Source organism: Knoellia sp. AC549, from assembly GCF_979258975.1.
The window spans coordinates 1,294,604-1,312,188 of record NZ_OZ409890.1; the positions used below are offsets into that span (position 1 = coordinate 1,294,604).

General features: G+C 70.0%; 14 protein-coding genes and 3 pseudogenes. 8 read left to right on the plus strand and 9 right to left on the minus strand.

Annotated elements, in window-relative coordinates; translation table 11 throughout:
* Positions 1 to 98: 98 nt before the first annotated feature.
* Positions 99 to 998: a cation diffusion facilitator family transporter gene (locus tag ACZZ98_RS06240; RefSeq protein WP_463515430.1), complete on the minus strand. Its 900-nt coding sequence runs from the start codon at positions 996 to 998 to the stop codon at positions 99 to 101.
* 79 nt (positions 999 to 1,077) lie between these two features.
* Between ACZZ98_RS06240 and ACZZ98_RS06245 the strand changes: the two genes are divergently transcribed.
* Both ACZZ98_RS06245 and ACZZ98_RS06250 read left to right on the plus strand, forming a co-directional pair.
* Complete coding sequence (locus tag ACZZ98_RS06245; RefSeq protein ID WP_463515431.1) at positions 1,078 to 2,055, plus strand: TIGR03885 family FMN-dependent LLM class oxidoreductase; 978 nt, start codon at positions 1,078 to 1,080, stop codon at positions 2,053 to 2,055.
* A gap of 10 nt (positions 2,056 to 2,065) precedes the next feature.
* Positions 2,066 to 3,892, plus strand: a complete 1,827-nt coding sequence (locus ACZZ98_RS06250; protein ID WP_463515432.1) for an alpha-amylase family protein — start codon at positions 2,066 to 2,068, stop codon at positions 3,890 to 3,892.
* 43 nt (positions 3,893 to 3,935) lie between these two features.
* Here the strand turns inward: ACZZ98_RS06250 and ACZZ98_RS06255 are convergent.
* Together ACZZ98_RS06255 and tadA are read right to left on the minus strand one after the other, a co-directional pair.
* Positions 3,936 to 4,301, minus strand: a pseudogene (locus ACZZ98_RS06255) (DedA family protein); the annotation flags it as partial.
* 95 nt (positions 4,302 to 4,396) lie between these two features.
* Positions 4,397 to 4,828: a tRNA adenosine(34) deaminase TadA gene (gene tadA / locus ACZZ98_RS06260; protein WP_463517733.1), complete on the minus strand. Its 432-nt coding sequence runs from the start codon at positions 4,826 to 4,828 to the stop codon at positions 4,397 to 4,399.
* Positions 4,829 to 4,937: 109 nt separating this feature from the next.
* On the opposite strand from tadA, the pseudogene upp reads away from it, so the two are divergent.
* The 3 genes and pseudogenes from upp (at position 4,938) to ACZZ98_RS06275 (ending at position 6,767) form a co-directional block, all read left to right on the plus strand.
* Positions 4,938 to 5,577 (plus strand): annotated as a pseudogene (upp, locus tag ACZZ98_RS06265) (uracil phosphoribosyltransferase).
* Between the two features lie 144 nt (positions 5,578 to 5,721).
* Positions 5,722 to 5,898, plus strand: coding sequence for a hypothetical protein (locus ACZZ98_RS06270; RefSeq protein ID WP_463517823.1), 177 nt, complete (start codon positions 5,722 to 5,724; stop codon positions 5,896 to 5,898).
* Between the two features lie 2 nt (positions 5,899 to 5,900).
* Entirely contained in the window at positions 5,901 to 6,767 is an 867-nt protein-coding gene (locus tag ACZZ98_RS06275; protein ID WP_463515433.1) for a PH domain-containing protein, read from the plus strand.
* A gap of 51 nt (positions 6,768 to 6,818) precedes the next feature.
* On the opposite strand, the gene ACZZ98_RS06280 is transcribed toward ACZZ98_RS06275, so the two are convergent.
* The gene (locus tag ACZZ98_RS06280) at positions 6,819 to 7,241 is read right to left on the minus strand and encodes an antitoxin (protein ID WP_463515434.1); all 423 of its coding nucleotides are present in this window, start codon (positions 7,239 to 7,241) and stop codon (positions 6,819 to 6,821) included.
* A gap of 62 nt (positions 7,242 to 7,303) precedes the next feature.
* Positions 7,304 to 7,864 carry a TetR/AcrR family transcriptional regulator gene (locus ACZZ98_RS06285; protein WP_463515435.1) on the minus strand — a complete coding sequence of 187 codons (561 nt, stop codon included), beginning with the start codon at positions 7,862 to 7,864 and terminating at the stop codon, positions 7,304 to 7,306.
* A gap of 135 nt (positions 7,865 to 7,999) precedes the next feature.
* On the opposite strand from ACZZ98_RS06285, the gene ACZZ98_RS06290 reads away from it, so the two are divergent.
* Together ACZZ98_RS06290 and ACZZ98_RS06295 are read left to right on the plus strand one after the other, a co-directional pair.
* Positions 8,000 to 8,584 (plus strand): hypothetical protein, encoded by a 585-nt coding sequence (locus ACZZ98_RS06290; protein WP_463515436.1) that lies wholly within the window; start codon positions 8,000 to 8,002, stop codon positions 8,582 to 8,584.
* A complete protein-coding gene (locus ACZZ98_RS06295) occupies positions 8,581 to 10,062 on the plus strand; it encodes a dihydrolipoyl dehydrogenase family protein (RefSeq protein ID WP_463515437.1) in 1,482 nt (493 codons plus the stop codon). Before ACZZ98_RS06290 ends, ACZZ98_RS06295 begins: the two co-directional genes overlap by 4 nt.
* A 183-nt stretch (positions 10,063 to 10,245) precedes the next feature.
* On the opposite strand, the gene pntB is transcribed toward ACZZ98_RS06295, so the two are convergent.
* Together pntB and ACZZ98_RS06305 are read right to left on the minus strand one after the other, a co-directional pair.
* Positions 10,246 to 11,625 (minus strand): Re/Si-specific NAD(P)(+) transhydrogenase subunit beta, encoded by a 1,380-nt coding sequence (gene pntB / locus ACZZ98_RS06300; protein WP_463515438.1) that lies wholly within the window; start codon positions 11,623 to 11,625, stop codon positions 10,246 to 10,248.
* 8 nt (positions 11,626 to 11,633) lie between these two features.
* The gene (locus ACZZ98_RS06305) at positions 11,634 to 13,190 is read right to left on the minus strand and encodes a Re/Si-specific NAD(P)(+) transhydrogenase subunit alpha (RefSeq protein WP_463515439.1); all 1,557 of its coding nucleotides are present in this window, start codon (positions 13,188 to 13,190) and stop codon (positions 11,634 to 11,636) included.
* 152 nt (positions 13,191 to 13,342) lie between these two features.
* On the opposite strand from ACZZ98_RS06305, the gene ACZZ98_RS06310 reads away from it, so the two are divergent.
* Positions 13,343 to 13,771: a hypothetical protein gene (locus ACZZ98_RS06310; protein ID WP_463515440.1), complete on the plus strand. Its 429-nt coding sequence runs from the start codon at positions 13,343 to 13,345 to the stop codon at positions 13,769 to 13,771.
* Between the two features lie 95 nt (positions 13,772 to 13,866).
* On the opposite strand, the gene ACZZ98_RS06315 is transcribed toward ACZZ98_RS06310, so the two are convergent.
* Together ACZZ98_RS06315 and ACZZ98_RS06320 are read right to left on the minus strand one after the other, a co-directional pair.
* Positions 13,867 to 15,753 carry a sunset domain-containing protein gene (locus ACZZ98_RS06315; RefSeq protein ID WP_463515441.1) on the minus strand — a complete coding sequence of 629 codons (1,887 nt, stop codon included), beginning with the start codon at positions 15,751 to 15,753 and terminating at the stop codon, positions 13,867 to 13,869.
* Between the two features lie 132 nt (positions 15,754 to 15,885).
* Positions 15,886 to 17,560, minus strand: a pseudogene (locus ACZZ98_RS06320) (AMP-binding protein).
* Positions 17,561 to 17,585 lie beyond the last annotated feature (25 nt).

The following is a 17,585-nucleotide window of genomic DNA, read 5'->3' on the forward strand; positions in this document are numbered from 1 at the left end:
CGTTAGCGGCATGCGACGGCATACCACCAGAGCACCGCGCGCTTGCCTCTCGTCGCGTGCGGCGAGCGGTGAGCTCTTCCGTGAAGACCGGACGTCGGTCACCAGGCGACGTCGTGGCAGCCCGTGTGCGTCTCTGGCTCCACCTGGAGCGTGGCGTGCTCGACGCCGAACTGCACCCGCATCACCTGCCGAGCGGCATCGAGCACGTCGTGCGGGTCCACGGCCTCGACGGTCATGAGGTGGGCGGTGGCGACGTTCATCCCGGACGTCAGCGTCCACACGTGGAGGTCGTGGACGTCCACCACCCCCGGGACGCCCGCGAGCGCCGCGGTCACCTCGTCCGGGCTCATGCCGGCAGGGGCGTGCTGCCCGAGAACGGTGAGCACCTCGCGCCCGAGCATGACCGCGCGCACCGCGACAAAGGCAGCGATGGCCAGCGCAATGCCGGTGTCCCACAACGCATCGCCGGTGGCAGCCACGAGCACCCCGGCAGCGATGACCCCGACGGAGCCGAGCGTGTCGGCGACGACCTCGAGGTAGGCGCCCTTGACGTTGAGCGAGTCGGCGGCGCCGCCGCGCAACAGGATCAGGGCGATGAGGTTGATGAGGAGTCCGAGGACGCCGACCACGAGCATCGGCCCGGTCGCGACCTCAGCAGGTCCACCGATGCGTTGCACCGCTTCGAACGCGATGTATGCCGCGACGCCCAGCATGAGGAGCACCGCGAGTCCCGAGGCGAAGACTTCCGCGCGGAAGGACCCATAGGTCCGGCGGCCCGTCGAGTCCGGACGACCGGCGATCCGCGTCGCGACGAGCGCTGCGCCGAGAGCGACGACGTCGGCGGCCATGTGCCCGGCGTCGGAGAGCAGCGCGAGGGAGCCCGACGTCAGCGCGGTGACGAGCTCGACGACGAAGAACGTCGCGACGAGCCCGAAGGCCAGCTGCAGCCGCCACCGGTGGGTGGCACCCGCGGAATCGTGGCTGTGGCTGTGGCCCATGGCCTTAACGCTAGCCACCGGGTCGATCTCACCCTGCGGGGCATGGTGCGACGCCGCCCAAGTGTGATCTGGTGGGGCGATGACTCGATACGGCTTCCACGCCTCGCACGAGCAGATCGCCCCGGGCCAGCTGCTGGCCGACGTGCAGCACGCCGAGAAGGCCGGCTTCGCGATGGCCATGTGCTCGGACCACTTCTCCCCGTGGAGCGCCCGCCAGGGCCACAGCGGCTACACCTGGTCGTGGCTCGGTGCCGCGCTCGCCACGACGAACCTCACGTTCGGCTGCGTCAGCGCCCCCGGCCAGCGCTACCACCCCGCGGTCGCGGCCCAGAAGATCGCGACCCTCTCCCAGATGTTCGAGGGGCGCTTCTGGGTGGCGCTCGGCAGCGGCGAGGCGAGCAACGAGCACATCACCGGCGACGGCTGGCCCCGCAAGGACGTGCGGGACCAACGCCTGGACGAGTGCGTGGACGTCATCCGACGCCTCCTCGCGGGTGAGGAGGTGAGCCACGACGGACTCGTCACGGTCGACCGGGCCCGGCTGTGGGACCTCCCAACACAGCAGCCGAAGCTGCTCGCGCCCGTGGTCTCGGTCGAGAGCGCAGCCCGCGTCGCGGCATGGGCCGACGGCCTCATCACGATCGTCCAGCCGGAGGAGCAGCTGCGCGAGGTCATCGAGACCTTCCGCGGGGCCGGGGGCCGGGGGTCGCTCTCGCTCCAGGTCCACCTCAGCTGGGCTCAGAGCGAGCAGGCCGCCGAGGACATCGCCTTCGACCAGTGGCGCAGCAACGTCATCGGGGCACCGGTGTCCTGGGACACCGAGACCGCGGAGGCGTTCGACGCCATCGGTGAGCAGGTCACCCTCGACTCGGTGCGCACCGCGGTGCAGGTCTCCGCAGACCTCGGTGAGCACCGCGAGCGCCTGGCGCACCTCGCCTCCCTGGGGTTCGACGACATCTACCTCCACCACGTCGGCCAGGAGCAGCACTCCTTCATCGAGGCCTTCGGCAGCGAGGTCCTTCCCGGGCTGACCGGCCACTCCGACCCCCGAGCCTGAGGACAGAGCCATGCGCATCACCGACACCAGCGACCAGTGGTGGAAGACCGCCGTCATCTACTGCCTCGACGTCGAGACCTTCTACGACTCCGACGGCGACGGGATCGGCGACCTCCGCGGGCTGGGCGAGCGCCTGGACTACCTCACGGAGCTCGGCGTGACGTGCGTCTGGCTCATGCCCTTCTATCCGAGCCCGCAGCGCGACGACGGCTACGACGTCATGGACTTCTACTCGGTCGACCCCCGCGTCGGCACCAGCGGCGACCTCGTCGAGGTCATCCGCACCGCGCACGACCGCGGGCTGCGGGTCATCGCCGACCTCCTCGTCAACCACACCTCGGACCAGCACCCGTGGTTCAAGGAGTCCCGTCGCAGCAAGGACTCCCCCCGGCGGGACTGGTACGTCTGGCGCGCCGACGCCCCTCCGGACACCACGGACCAGGTCGTCTTCCCGGACCGGGAGGACGGCATCTGGACCCTCGACGACAAGACCGGGGAGTGGTACCTCCACCACTTCTACGCCCACCAGCCCGACCTCAACGTGGCCAACCCGGACGTGCAGGACGAGATCGCGCGAGTCGCCGGCTACTGGCTCGAGCTCGGCCTCGACGGGTTCCGCGTCGACGCCGTGCCGTTCTTCGTCGAGGACGTCGACACGGGTGGCCCCGACGCCGTCCTGGAGCCGCACGACCTGCTCAAGAACCTGCGCGCCTTCATCAACCGCCGCAACGGTTCGGCGATCATGCTCGGCGAGGTCAACCTGCCGCACAAGCTGCAGCGCGAGTACTTCGGCGGCGACGCCGGGGACGAGCTGCACATGATGTTCGACTTCATCGGGATGCAGAAGCTCTACCTCTCGTTGGCCCGCGAGGACGCCCGCCCGCTCGCCAAGGCCCTGAACGACCGGCCGCCCATCCACCGGAGCTGCCAGTGGGCGACCTTCGTGCGCAACCACGACGAGCTCACCCTCGACAAGCTCACGGACAAGGAGCGAGAGGAGGTCTTCGCCGCCTTCGGGCCCGAGCCCGAGATGCAGATCTACGGTCGCGGCCTCAAGCGCCGCCTGCCACCGATGCTCGGCGGCGACCCCCGCCGCATCCGGATGGCCTACAGCCTGCTCTTCTCGCTGCCCGGGACGCCGACCCTCTTCTACGGCGAGGAGATCGGCATGGGCGAGGACCTCGCCGGCGAGGGGCGGATGGCGGTCCGCACACCGATGCAGTGGTCCGACGGGCCCGCCGGCGGGTTCTCCACCGCGTCACCGCGCAAGCTGGTGCGCCGCACCGCCCCCGACGGCTACGCGCCCGAGCACGTCAACGTCGTGGCCCAGCGCGCCGACCCCGACTCGTTGTGGAGCTTCATGCGTCACCTCGTGCAGACCTACCGCGCGTGCCCGGAGCTGGGCTGGGGCGAGCTCTCGGTGCTGCCACAGCCGGACAAGCAGGTTCTCGCGCACGCGTGCTCGACGGACGATGCCGGTGTCGTCGCGCTCCACAACTTCGGGCCCAACCCGGTCACCGTCTCGGTCGACCTGTCCGAGCTTCCCCGGGTGGGCGTCATGGTCGGCGTCCGGCGACGTGATCCTGACCGACCTCCTGTCGGGCGGCGAGGTGGCACCCCGGGACGGCTCCCTCGAGGTCGCCCTCGACGGTTACGGCTACCGCTGGCTGAGGGTCCGGCCCGCCGGCGACCTACGCATCCCCTGAGCCTTCGGGTCAGGCGTCCATCGTTGCCGACGGGGACCTGGGCGACATCCTCCGGCGCCACAGCCACCCCACGAGCAGCCCGACCACCACGATGCCGAGCAGGACCGCGCCGGCCGTGCCGAACCACGTGACCACCTGCTCGTAGGACTTGCCGGCGGCGAACCCCGCGAGCACACTCACGACCGACCACGAGCCGGCGGCCAACAGGTCCCATGCGAGGAACTTGGGATACGGCATACCGGAGATGCCGGCGAGCGACGGCATCACCGAACGCACGAACGGCGTCCATCGCCCCACGAGCACGGCCAAGCCACCGCGGACCCGCAGCCGTGCCTCAGCCGCGACGAGGACCTTCCGGCGTCCGGGATGCGTGACGTGGCGGTGGAGCCGCGGACCGAACCGGCGCCCGACGGCATACCCGACGTTGTCACCGAGGAGCGCCGCGGCCACCACGACGACGAGCACGGCCACCAGAGAGGTGCGGCCGAGGGCGGCCGCCGCGCCGGCAAGGACCGCAACCGTCTCGCCCGGCAGCACCATGCCGACGAGCAGGGCGCACTCCCCGAAGACGATGAGGCCCGCGATCGTGAGGATCACCCACTGCGGCTGGTCGAGCAGGGTCGCGAGGAAGTCCGTCACCGGCGCTCCCCGAAGAAGTCGAGCAGGAGCCGGGACGCCTCGTCCTCGAGGACTCCCCCGACGACCTCGATCCGGTGCGTCGCCCGGCGGTCGCGCACGACGTCCCAGACCGAGCCGGTCGCGCCGAGCTTGGGATCCCAGGCACCGAGGACGATGCGGGAGATGCGGGCCAGCATCGCTGCGCCCGCGCACATCGGGCAGGGCTCGAGCGTCACGACCAGCGTGCAGTCCTCGAGCCGCCACGACCCGGTATGCCGTGCGGCCGCCCTGAGTGCCACGACCTCGGCATGCGCCGTGGGGTCGCCCTCGACCTCGCGCAGGTTCCAGCCCTCGCCGATGACCGTGCCGGACGGGTCCAGGACGACGGCCCCGACCGGCACGTCGCCTGCCGACGCAGCGCGCGAGGCGAGGTCGAGCGCGCGACGCATGGGCGCGGCATACTCCTCGCGCAGCGGCGCGAAAGCCGGGGCCGAGACGGGACCCGGGGGGAGGCCGGACGCGGGTCCGGAGGTGGGGCTCACACGCTAAGTTTCACCCATGCGCGTTCACGTTGCGGACCATCCGCTCATTGCCCACAAGCTGACCTACCTACGGGACAAGCGGACGGACTCGCCGACCTTCCGCCGGCTGGCCGAGGAGCTCATGACGCTGCTCGCCTATGAGGCGACGCGCGACGTGCGGGTCGAGCCGTTCGAGATCGAGACGCCGGTGGCCCCCACCACGGGCATCAAGCTTCTCCAACCCCAAGCCGCTGATCGTCCCGATCCTGCGCGCCGGGCTCGGCATGCTCGAGGGCATGGTGCGGCTCCTGCCGAGCGCCGAGGTCGGGTTCCTCGGCATGCAGCGCAACGAGGAGACGCTCGAGGCGATCACCTACGCGAACCGGCTGCCGGACGACCTCTCCGGGCGCCAGGTCTATGTGCTGGACCCGATGCTGGCCACCGGCGGCTCGATGATCGACGCCATCAGGTTCCTCCTCGAGCGCGGCGCCGACGACATCACCGCCGTCACCCTGCTCGCGGCGCCCGAGGGCATCGCTGCCATGGAGAGCGCGCTCGCCGACGCCGGTGTGCCCGTCCAGCTCGTCACCGGCTCGATCGACGAGCGGCTCAACGAGCTCGGCTACATCGTGCCCGGGCTGGGTGACGCGGGCGACCGGCTCTACGGCGTCGTCTGAACTGCTCCGGCGAGGCCCGGGCCGTGGTGCGGCGACACGCCGACGCCAACCTCACGAGTCACACCAGTCACATCCCCCATCATGAGTGCAGCAGTGTGACGTCTGTGCGCGCCCGCGCAGGCCAGATCCCGAGAGAGAGCCGACGTGTCCATGCCCCCGGTCAAGAAGATCGTCACGTGGCTCATCGTCATCTTCCTGCTCTACGCCATCTTCACCTCCCCCTCCGACGCCGCTGACATCGTCGGCAGCGCCTGGGACATCATCAGCAACGGCGTCGCCAACATCGGTCGGTTCTTCGACTCCCTGATCGCCCGGAGCTGACCTTGGCGGCCGGGCGCCTCGACCGCGAGCTGGAGCGCTACCTCGTCCCGGGTGAGCGCGTCGTCACGGTCGTCCGGCAGCACTGGTTCTCCCAGCTGCGCCCCGTCGCGATCTTCGTCGGGCTGCTCTTCCTTGCGACCTTCGTCGAGGCCGAGGCCCCGCAGACGCGCTCGGGCGCGATGCTCGCCAACGCCTTCTGGTATGCCGCGTTGGCCGGAGCGCTGTACCTCCTGTGGCGCTACCTCAACTGGCGTCACGACTGGTTCGTCGCGACCGACAAGCGCTTCCTGCTCTTCTACGGCTTCATCCGCCGCAAGGTCGCGATGATGCCGCTGACCAAGGTCACCGACATGACCTTCGACCGCTCGATCATGGGCCGGGTCGTCGGCTACGGCACCTTCCTCCTCGAGTCCGCCGGCCAGGACCAGGCGCTCGGACACATCGAGTACGTCCCCGACGCCGAGCGGCACTACCGCGCCATCTGCACGGTCCTCTTCGGCTCGACCGATGCCGCCCGTGACCCCGACGACGGGTGGGAGGACGACGAGGACCCGGACAGCGGTCCGGGTGGCAGGGACGATGGCCCCGTCGCCGGTCCGGACGCCCCCTACGACGACGGGTGGCAGGACGGCTGGGAGGACCCGCACGGCTGGCGCGACTACCTCGGGCGGGACGAGCGGCAGTCGAGGGCGGACGGCATACGGAGTCCGATCCGCGAGTGGAACGACTCGGCGGACACCCCCGAGACGCTCTACCGCAGCTCCGACCTGCTGCACGCCTCTCGCCTCGAGGACACGGGCGAGATCCCCGTCATCAGGCCACGCAGCCGGCGTCGCCCCGGACCGAGCGGGCGCAGCGGCCCTCGGTGACCGCTCTGGTGAGGTCGGTCGAGCAGTAAGGCTCTGGGCAGTCCGGCAGGATCAGCCGACGGGCGGCTGGTTCGTCGGTGGCTGGTTGGGGTCCACGGGCGGAGCCTCAGCGGCCGGACGGTCGGTGGGCGCCGCAGAGGTGGGCGGCTGGTTCGGGTCCACCTGGGGCTCGACCGGAGCCGGCGGGCGCTGCTCCGCGACCTTGTCGACACCTCTGGTCGCAGCCTCCTTGGCCTTGGCGACCTTGTCGGAGTACTTGCCCTGCGTTCGCTCGTCGACGGCCTGACCAGCCTTGTCGACGTAGCCGCCGAGCTTGTCGCGGTTCTCGTCGGCATAGGTCGCAGCCTTGGCCTTCGCCTCGTGGACCGCCTTGTCGGCGCCGCGGATGACGTCCTCGGTCTTGGCGGGAAGTCCCAGGTCCTTCGCCTTCTGGATGAGCTTGTCGCGCATCGACATCGTGGTGCTCCTCGTCATCGGTTCGGGATCAGGTGAGTCGAGTGTGACTGGTGTCGTCCCGCACAGCAACGCCGCTCCCGTCAACGCCGGCTGCGATAGGTGAGCAGGCCCTCGACCCCGAGGAGCAGCGTCTCGCTGACGGCCTCCGGGTCGGCGAGGCATCCGGCGCTCATGGCCCCGTCGCGGAGCATGACGAAGTGCCGAGCCGCGGCCTCCTCATCACCCTTCCCGGTCTCAGCGAAGAGCGCCGTCATCGTGTCCAGGAACCATGTCCGATGAGCGAGCACGGCCCGGTGCACAGGGTGGCTCGAATCGGGGAACTCGGCTGCGGCATTGAGGAAGGCGCAGCCGCGGAAGCCCTTGCCCTCAATGTCGTGAGCGATGGCTCGGGCAATCGTCCTGATGGCCCCGTCGGGGCTGCCACCCTCGGCCCGCACTGCGGCCGCCCTGGCTCGCAGCGCCTCGTCGGCCTGGGACAGGTAGGCCACGATCAGGTCGTCCTTGCTCGGGAAGTGGCGATAGAGGGTGGCCCGGGTGACCCCGGCCGTTGCGACGATCCGGTCGATCCCGACGGAGTGGAGCCCGTGCGCATAGAAGAGCTCGGTGGCGGTGGCGAGCAGTCGATCTCGCGCTGCGGACATCGGGCTTCTCCTTGCGTTGCTCGGGAGGACGTACTGCGACAACGCTAGCAGACAGAACGATCGGTCTTGACATCCGCGGCGCTCCCTGCAACGCTCAGGAGACCGATCGTTCTACCCACCGAAGGAAGACACCTCATGCCCACCTCCGTCCACGCCGACCGGCCGCTCACGGCGACGAGCTCCACCGGGCGAGTCACCGAGCTGGCGCGCCTCTACTTCGTGCGCACCGCGTTCGCCCTCGTCTGGGCCGGCCTGCTCACGCTCACCGCCTCTCCTCTCACGGTGGCGACCGGTGCCGTGCTCGTCATCTATCCGTTGTTCGACGCCGTTGCCGCGGTGATCGACGCCCGCTCCTCGCGGACCCCAGCCGCGCGGGCGCCCCTGTTCGCCAACCTCGCCTTCAGCCTGGTGGCCGCCGTCGCCGTGGCCGTGGCAGCCACGTCCGGAATCCCGGACGTCCTGCGCGTCTGGGGCATCTGGGCGATCGCTGCAGGGCTCGTCCAGCTGGTGGTCGCCGTTCGACGTCGTCAGCTGGGAGGTCAGTGGCCGATGATCCTCAGTGGTGGACTCTCCGTCGTCGCGGGCTCCGCCTTCATCCTCCAGGCCGGTGGCACCGGTGAATCGCTGAGCAGCCTCGCCGGATACGCCACCCTCGGCGCGGTGTTCTTCCTCGTCTCCGCCATCCGCCTGACCCGACGCACCAGTACGGTCAACGCATGAGCGCCGCGACCCGCAAGACCGTCGATGTCGTGGTCATCGGAGCCGGCCCCGTGGGTGAGAACGTCGCCGACCGGGCGGTGCAGGGCGGCCTGTCCGTCGTCATCGTCGAGCGCGAGCTCGTCGGCGGCGAGTGCTCCTACTGGGCGTGCATGCCCACCAAGGCACTGCTGCGCGACGCGGCTGCGTTGCGTGCCGCTCGTGCACTGCCGGCCGCCGCACAGCTGATCAGGGGTGACCTCGATCCGCAGGCGGTTTTCGCCCGACGCGACCGGTTCACGTCGAGCTGGAACGATGAAGGCCAGGTCAGCTGGTTGGCCGAGGCCGGCATCGCCCTCATCCGCGGACAGGGACGGATCACCGGCACCCGCGCCGTCACGGTCACTGCTGACGACGGCACGAGCACCGAGCTCCACGCCCGCCACGCCGTCGTCGTCGCCACCGGCAGCAGCGCCCAGGTGCCGCCCATCCCGGGCCTGCCGGAGGTCGCGCCCTGGACGAGCAGGCAGGCGGCGTCCGCCCGAGAGGTTCCGGGTCGACTGGCGATCATCGGAGGAGGCGTCGTGGGCTCAGAGATGGCCACCGCCTTCACCGCCCTCGGGTCGAGCGTGACGGTCATCTCCCAGACACGACTCCTCCCCGGCGTCGAGGCCTTCGCTGGTGAGCACGTGGCCGATGCACTCCGCTCTGCGGGCGCCACGATCCTGCTGGAGGTCGATGCCACCGCGGCCCGGCGCGACGACGACGGGACCGTGCACGTCACGGTGTCCGACGGCAGGGTCGTCGAGGCCGACGAGGTCCTCGTCGCCACGGGTCGCACTCCCAACACCAAGGACGTCGGTCTGGAGAGCGTCGGGCTGCGCCCCGGCGACTGGCTGACCGTCGACGAAGGGCTCTCGGTCGTCGACGCCAGCGGTGAGCCGGTCGGCGAGGGCTGGCTGTATGCCGCTGGCGACGTGAACCATCGCGTCCTCCTCACCCACCACGGCAAGTACCAGGCCCGGGCCCTGGGGGATGCGATCGCCGCCCGGGCACACGGGTCGGCGCCCGACCTCAGTCCCTGGGGTCGACACGCGGCCACCGCGGACGAACGCGCCATCACCCAGGTGATCTTCACCGATCCCGAGGTGGCTGCCGTCGGGCTGTCAGCCGACCAGGCCTCGGCCGCGGGCATCTCCGTGCGCACCGTCGACCACGACCTCGGCGCCGTCGCCGGGGCGGCGCTGCACGCGGACGACTACACCGGCCGTGCCCGGATGGTCGTGGACGACGAGCGCAACGTCCTTGTCGGCTTCACTGCCGTGGGCCCGGATGTGGCCGAGCTGCTCCACGCCGCGACCATCGCCGTCGCTGCCGAGGTCCCGCTGGACCGCCTGTGGCACGCCGTGCCCGCCTATCCGACGATGAACGAGATCTGGCTCCGTCTCCTGGAGGCAGACGGCCGCGACCGCCGGTCCGAGGCGACCACAACGCCGAGTTGAGGGGGTCGAGGGTGACCGGACGGCATACCGCACGGGAACGCCATGCCACGAAGGGCGCACCCGGCATACGTCGAGCGAGTCAGAAGCTGGTGAGCCGACCATGCCTGGGTGGTCGGCTCAACCATTTCTGCATCGCTCGCCAAAGGCCCGGCGAGCAGCGACCCTCGAGCCGGCCCACGAGCGCTAGAGCGCGGTGAGGATGTCGGTGACGCGGTCCTTCGCGTCCCCGAAGAGCATCTGCGAGTTCTCGCGGAAGAAGAGCGGGTTCTGCACGCCGGCGTACCCGGTCGCCATCGAGCGCTTGAAGACGATGACGTCGTGCGCGTTCCACACCTCGAGTACCGGCATACCGGCGATCGGCGAGGTCGGGTCCTCCGCCGCGGACGGGTTGACCGTGTCGTTGGCGCCGATCACCAGCACCACGTCGGTGGAGCCGAAGTCGTCGTTGACCTCGTCCATCTCGAGGACGATGTCGTAGGGCACCTTGGCCTCGGCGAGCAGCACGTTCATGTGACCGGGCAGTCGTCCTGCGACCGGGTGGATGCCGAAGCGGACCTCGACCCCCTTGTCCCGCAACCGCTTCGTCAGCTCGGCGACCGGATACTGCGCCTGCGCGACAGCCATGCCGTAGCCCGGGGTGATGACGACCGACGACGCGTCCCGCAGCAGCTCAGCGACACCCTCTGCCGTGATCTCCCGGTGCTCGCCGTAGTCCCTGTCCTCACCGACGACGACCTCCTGCCCGAAGCCACCGGCGATGACCGACACGAACGACCGGTTCATCGCCTTGCACATGATGTAGCTGAGGATCGCACCCGAGGCGCCGACGAGTGCGCCCGTGACGATGAGCAGGTCGTTGCCGAGCATGAAGCCGGCCGCGGCCGCCGCCCACCCCGAGTAGGAGTTGAGCATCGACACGACGACGGGCATGTCGCCGCCACCGATGGACGCCACCAGGTGCCAGCCGAACGCGAGCGCGATGACCGTCATGAGCAGCAGCGGGACGATCGAGTGCGTCTGGATGAACCAGCCGAGCAGCAGGACCGCCACGACGAGCGCCGCCAGGTTGAGCCAGTGGCGGGCCGGCAGCATGAGCGGCGACGACGGGATCCGTCCGGACAGCTTGAGGAACGCCACCACCGAACCCGTCAGGGTCACGGCGCCGATGAAGACGCCGAGGAAGACCTCGACCGAGTGGATCGTATCGGACGCGTCCCCGACGGTGAGGTGGCTGTTGATGCCGACGAGGACCGCCGCGAGCCCGACGAAGCTGTGCAGCATCGCGACGAGCTCGGGCATCTGGGTCATCTCGACCTTGCGCGCTCGCCACAGCCCGATGGCGGCGCCGATGCCCATGGCCAGCGCGATGAGCAGCAGTGTCACGAGGGCGTGCTCGGACCTCGACAGGGTGAGCCAGACGGTCGCGCCGAGCGCGATGACCATGCCGGTCACGCCGAAGGCGTTGCCCTCCTTGGCGCTCTCGTGCTTCGAGAGCCCTGCGAGGGAGAGGACGAAGAGGACGGCAGAGACGATGTATGCCGCAGAGACCACGTTCGATGTCATTTCTCGCCTCAGTCCTTCCGGAACATCTCGAGCATGCGGCCGGTCACAGCGAAGCCTCCGAAGATGTTGATGCTGGCGACGAGGATCGCGAGGAACGCGAGGCTCTTGACGACGAGGTCGTCGGAGTCGATCTGGAGCAGCCCACCCACGACGATGATGCCGCTGATCGCGTTGGTCTCGGCCATGAGGGGCGTGTGCAGGGCGTGCGACACGTTGGAGATGACATAGAAGCCGACGATCACCGCGAGAGCGAAGACGGTGAAGTGCCCGAGGAAGACCGCCGGTGAGGCCGACGCCACGAGGGCGAAGACCAGGGCACCAATGGCCATCCAGAGGTACTTCATCCGCGGGTCGCGGGCCTTCTTGGGCTCCTTCGGGGCAGCGGACCCTGCTGGTCCCGCTGCGCCCTTCGCGCCGCCAGCAGGGACGGCGGAGATCTGCACCGGGGGCGGCGGCCAGAGCACCTCCCCGTCGTTGACGACCGTCATGCCGCGCTGCACCTGGTCGTCGAGGTCGAGCGTGAGGTTGCCGTCCTTCTCAGGGGTGACGAGCTTGAGCAGGTTGACGAGGTTGGTGCCGAAGAGCTGCGACGCCTGGGTGGGCAGGCGACCCGGCAGGTCGGTGTAGCCGAGGATCGTCACGCCGTTCTCGGTGACGACCTTCTGGTCGACGAGCGTGCCGGCGACGTTGCCACCATTGGCTGCTGCCATGTCGACGATGACGGAGCCGGGCTTCATCGAGGCAACCATCGCCTCATCGAGCAGGCGCGGCGCCGGACGGCCGGGGATGAGCGCGGTGGTGATGACGATGTCGACGTCCGCAGCCTGCGCGGCATACAGGTCGGCAGCCTTGCGGTTGAAGTCCTCGCCCGTCTCCTTGGCGTAGCCGTCACTGCTGGGAGCCGAGTCGGCGCCGTCCGGAAGCTCTATGCGCAGGAACTGCGCACCCATCGACTCGACCTGCTCGGCGACCTCGCTGCGCGCGTCGAAGGCGCGCACCACGGCACCCAGCGACCCCGCCGTGCCGATCGCCGACAGACCAGCGACGCCCGCGCCGATGACCAGCACCTTGGCGGGCGGCACCTTGCCGGCCGCCGTGACCTGGCCCGTGAAGAAGGAGCCGAACTCGTGCGCAGCCTCGATGACCGCGCGATATCCACCGATGTTGGCCATGGAGGACAGGACGTCGAGCGACTGCGCGCGCGAGATGCGAGGCACGGCATCCATCGCGAGCGCCGTCACGCCGCGCTCGGCGAGAGCCGCCACGAGCTCCGGCCTGAGGGCTGGCGACAGCAGGCTCACCAACGTCTGGCCGCTGCGCAGCCGCCCGAGCTCCTGCGGCGAGGGCGCGTTGATCTTGAGCAGGATGTCGGTGTTCCACACCTCTTCGCCCACGACGTCGGCGCCCGCCCTGGCATAGGCGTCGTCCTCGAACGTCGCACGGTGCCCCGCACCGGACTGGACGAACACGGCATACCCGAGTCCGACGAGCTGCTCGACAGTCTTGGGGGTCGCGGCCACGCGGGTCTCGCCAGCCAGCGACTCCACTGGCACACCGATGCGCACAGAGAACCTCCTCGTCCGGGGACAGACATACGCCCGCGAACCTACTAGGACGACCCCACTCATCGCTGCTTCTGTGACTCCCCCGACGGCGCCGTCCCGTTCCTCGGTCGCCAAGGCACCACGTGGGGTGCTGCCTTGGCTACGGTCATGTCATGGATGACGCGATGCTCTTAATCGTCGGCGGGCTCGCGCTCGTGGTGGTCGTGGCCGCGCTGGTGTGGGTGCTGCGTCACCGCGGCGACTCCACGACCGCAGTGTCACCCCACGACTACGGGTCCCCTGAGGTCCACGTGGCCGGACGGACCGACGGCGGCGGGCTCACCTTCGGCCGGGACGGCGGCGACACCGTCGACCAGACGGTCCCACGCAGCCGCCTGGGCGGGGCCGGATGGCGCGACGGCGAGGGCGCCCCGGAAGGGACCACGACCGATGCGTATGCCGGCGGGTCCCGTTCGTGGGGCGAGGACGAGTCAGCGGTGGCACCGGACCCGGCCTTCGAGCACCACGTCGAGGTGGACACCACCGGGCCGCGCCCGTGGGTGGACGAAGACGTCGACCGCGAGCGCGGCGGCCACTGGTGACGCGCTGAAAACGACTTCGTGCCCCATCGGGACACAGGCGGCGCGGCTGGAAGCCGCCCCTGCGCTGTCCCAACGGGGCACGAAGTCGGTGTCGATCAGCCCTCGGAGGGGTTGAAGCCGGCCCGGCGGGCCGCCTCCTCGTCGTAGAACCAGACGTCCGGCTCGGCCGAGTCGTAGCCGGCGGAGTCCGGCAGTCGGAATGTGCGCGTGTCGTTGTAGGCCTGCACCGGGTGGTCGGCCGGTTGCGCGCGATCCTCGAACGGCGCTGCCGACCCGACACCGAAACCACCGTCGCGGATCTCGTCGACACCGGAGATGCGGCGGCTCCCGCCGCCTCCTTCGCCAGCTGCGTCGTGCTCGGCGCCTGCGCCCTCGGACGAGTAGTTCGGCTGGTCGCCGGAGACGCTGTCGTAGCCGTTTTCGTTGTCGCCTGCTCCCGCCGAGCCCGTGCCCGACACGTCCGTGCCCTGCCCCTGGTCACCGGCGGAGTCGCTGTCGAGCGTGTTGACCCGGTCGGTTCCGTCCGGCCAGTGGGTCGCGTCGCCCGAGCCGGTGTGGGCGTCGGTGTCGGCATTCGAGTCGGTGTTGGCGGCGGCCTCTGAGCCGATGCCCGAGTCGGTGCCTGACGACGTCGAGCCGCTCTCCCACGTCTGCTCGGTGGTCGGCTCCTCGCTGCGCGACTCCTCCACGGAGCCGCGGTCGCTCGTCGTCGACGCCTCCGCGCCCGACACGCTGCCGTCGGTCCCGCTGTCGTTGGTCCGGTCGTCACGCGAACCCTCATCGGACGTCACGTCGCTCGTGTGCTCGTCGGAGCGCTGCGCCGAGGTGGACTCATCCGACGACGTGTCCGCGTTGCCCGACGGCGGCTGCCCGTCCATCGGCAGCGGCTCCGTGGAGGCGTAGTCCTCGACGTTGGCGATGATCGCCATGTCACCCTCGCCCGTCGAGGTCGTGTCCTGGTGCTCCGTCGTCCTGTCCTGCTGTTCCGTCGACGTGTCCTGCTGTGCCGCCGACGTGTCCTGCTGCTCTGTCGTCGTGTCCGGTGCGACCGACGCCGCCGTTGCGCCGGATGCCCGTCGCTCGTCCGACGTGGTGGAGTCTTCGTGCTCAGTCATGTCGTGCCCTTGCCTCTCCTCGAGATCGACACGGTCGGATCCGACCGTGGGCCCTGCGTCAGGTGTCGTGCCGCCCATCGCCACGGAGTCCGAGGTCTCGGCGTGCTCCGTGCTCCGGGTCCTGTCCGTGCTGTCCGTGCTCTCCGTGCTGTCTGTGGACGATTCGGTGTCGGGAGTCCCCCAGTCGCGACTCGGTGCGCTCTCGGCAGCGTGCGCCGGCTGGTAGTCGGAGTCGGCCGACTGCACCGAGTCGCTCTCCCGGTGGTCGCTGTAGTCGACACCGGAGGCGAGGCGAGAGGCCTCGTCGTCGGTCACGTTGCCGCGAGTGGCGGCATACGCGCTCCCGATGGCCGCCGCTCCGGCTCCGGCGGCAGCAGCACCGGTGCCCCACGAACCCCCGTCGCGCTGCCCGTCACCCTCCGGCGCGTGGTCGCGGGTGGCGTCGAGCGGGCGGACGTCGTCGTCGAGGTCCTCGGGCAAGGGCCGCGGGTCGTCCTCGGCGATCTCGACGTCGGGGTCGAGCTCGTCGGCCCGACGGAGCTCCGCGTCGCGCGAGCGCCGTGCACGCTCCAGGTCCTCCTGGTGGCGCCGAGCCTCCTCCTCGATCCGCTGGGCCTCGCGAGCGCTCTCCTCGGCCTGGCGGGCTCGCTCCTCGGCCTCCTGACGGGCGAGCGAGGCGCGTTCGCCGGCCTGCTGCGAGAAGGCCTCCTGCCCGCGGATGGTCGCGTCGCGCTCCTCTGCGGCGGCCCGGATGCGCGCTGCCTCGGTGCGTTGCTCGTCGAGCTGCCGCTTCTTGCCCCTGGAGACGAACCACCAGATGAGGAAGAGCAGCGCGAGGATGACCAGTGCGCCGATGAGGTACTTCATGGGAGGTGAGCTCCTGACGTTGGCATCGGGTGCGACAGCACCCGTGTGGTCCCCCAAACTACCGCCGGACCTGCACGGATTGGGCGCCGTCACAGTGCCGGTTCGGGCCCCTGTCATGGTGGCCCATCCACGTCAGGCGCTGCCCGATCCGCCCCCACCGAGACCGAGCTCGGTCACGGTGATCTCGCGCATCTCGACCTTGCGAACCTTGCCCGTCACGGTCATCGGGAACTCGTCGACGACGCGGACGTGCCGCGGGATCTTGTAGTGCGCCAGCCTCCCCGTGGCGAACTCGCGCACCCCCTCGGCAGTGAGCGGCTCGGCGCCCTCACGCATGCGGATCCAGACGGCGAGCTCCTCGCCGTACTTCTCGTCCGGCACCCCGATGACCTGGGCGTCGAGGATGTCGGGGTGGGTGTGGAGGAACTCCTCGATCTCGCGCGGATAGATGTTCTCGCCGCCGCGGATCACCATGTCCTTGATGCGGCCCGTGATCTGCAGGAAGCCGGCGTCGTCCATGACGGCGAGGTCACCCGTGCGCATCCAGCCGTCGACGATCGCCTCGGCGGTCCGCTCGTCCTGGCCCCAGTAGCCGAGCATCACCGAGTAGCCCCTGGTCCAGAGCTTCTCCGGGCTCGCCGTGCGGCAGGGCCTCGAGGGTGACCGGGTCGACGACCTTGACCTCGAGGTGCGGCGTCACCTGCCCGACGGTGCCGACCTTCTTGTCGAAGTCGTCGTCGGTGTGCGTCTGCGTCGACACGGGAGAGGTCTCGGTCATGCCGTAGGCGATCGTCATCTCGTCGATCCCGGCCGCGATGAGCTTCTTCATCAGCTCCGCCGGGCAGGGGGACCCGGCCATGATGCCGGTCCGCACACTGCTCAGGTCGTGCTCGGCGAAGGTCGGCAGCGCCCACTCGGCGATGAACATCGTCGGCACGCCGTAGAGGCTGGTGCACCTCTCCTGCGCCGTCGCCTCGAGGGTGAGACGAGGGTCGAACCCGGGCGCCGGGATGACCATGCAGGCGCCGTGGGTGGTCGCCGCGAGGTTGCCCATGACCATGCCGAAGCAGTGGTAGAAGGGCACGGGGATGCAGATCCGGTCCTCTTCGGTGTAGCGACAGGTCTCGCCGACGAGGTAGCCGTTGTTGAGGATGTTGCGATGGCTGAGAGTCGCCCCCTTGGGGAATCCCGTCGTGCCAGAGGTGTACTGGATGTTGATGGCGTCACTCGGCGACAGCTCGGCGCCCACGAGCTGCAGCCGCTCGTCACTCACCTCGCTCGCGTGAGCCACGAGGTCGCTCCAGCTCTCCTGACCGATGACCCACACGTGCTCGAGGTCGGGACAGTCGTCGCGCACCTCCTCGACCATCGACACGTAGTCCGAGGCCTTGAACGTCTGTGCGCAGAACAGTCCACGGATCCCGGCCTGGCCGAGGACGTAGCCCAGCTCGTGCGACCGGTATGCCGGGTTGATGTTGACGAGGATCAGCCCCACCTTGGCCGTCGCGAACTGCACGACGGTCCACTGCGCGCAGTTGGGGGCCCAGATCCCGACCCGGTCGCCCTTGACCAGGCCGGTCGCGAGCAGCGCCTTGGCGAGGCGGTCGACCTCCGCGCCGAAGACGGCATACGTCCACCGCAGTCCCTGGGCTCGGTCGACCAGCGCCTCACGGTCGCCGTGGGCCGCGATCGTCGCGTCGAGGCTCGCGCCGATCGTCTGCTCGAGCAGGGGCGGCTCGCTGGGACCGGTGGCATGGGACAGGGTCGAGTGGACCGTGCTCGTCGTCGGGCGCGAACCGCTGTGCATCGCCATGTCTGGCCCCTGGGGTCTG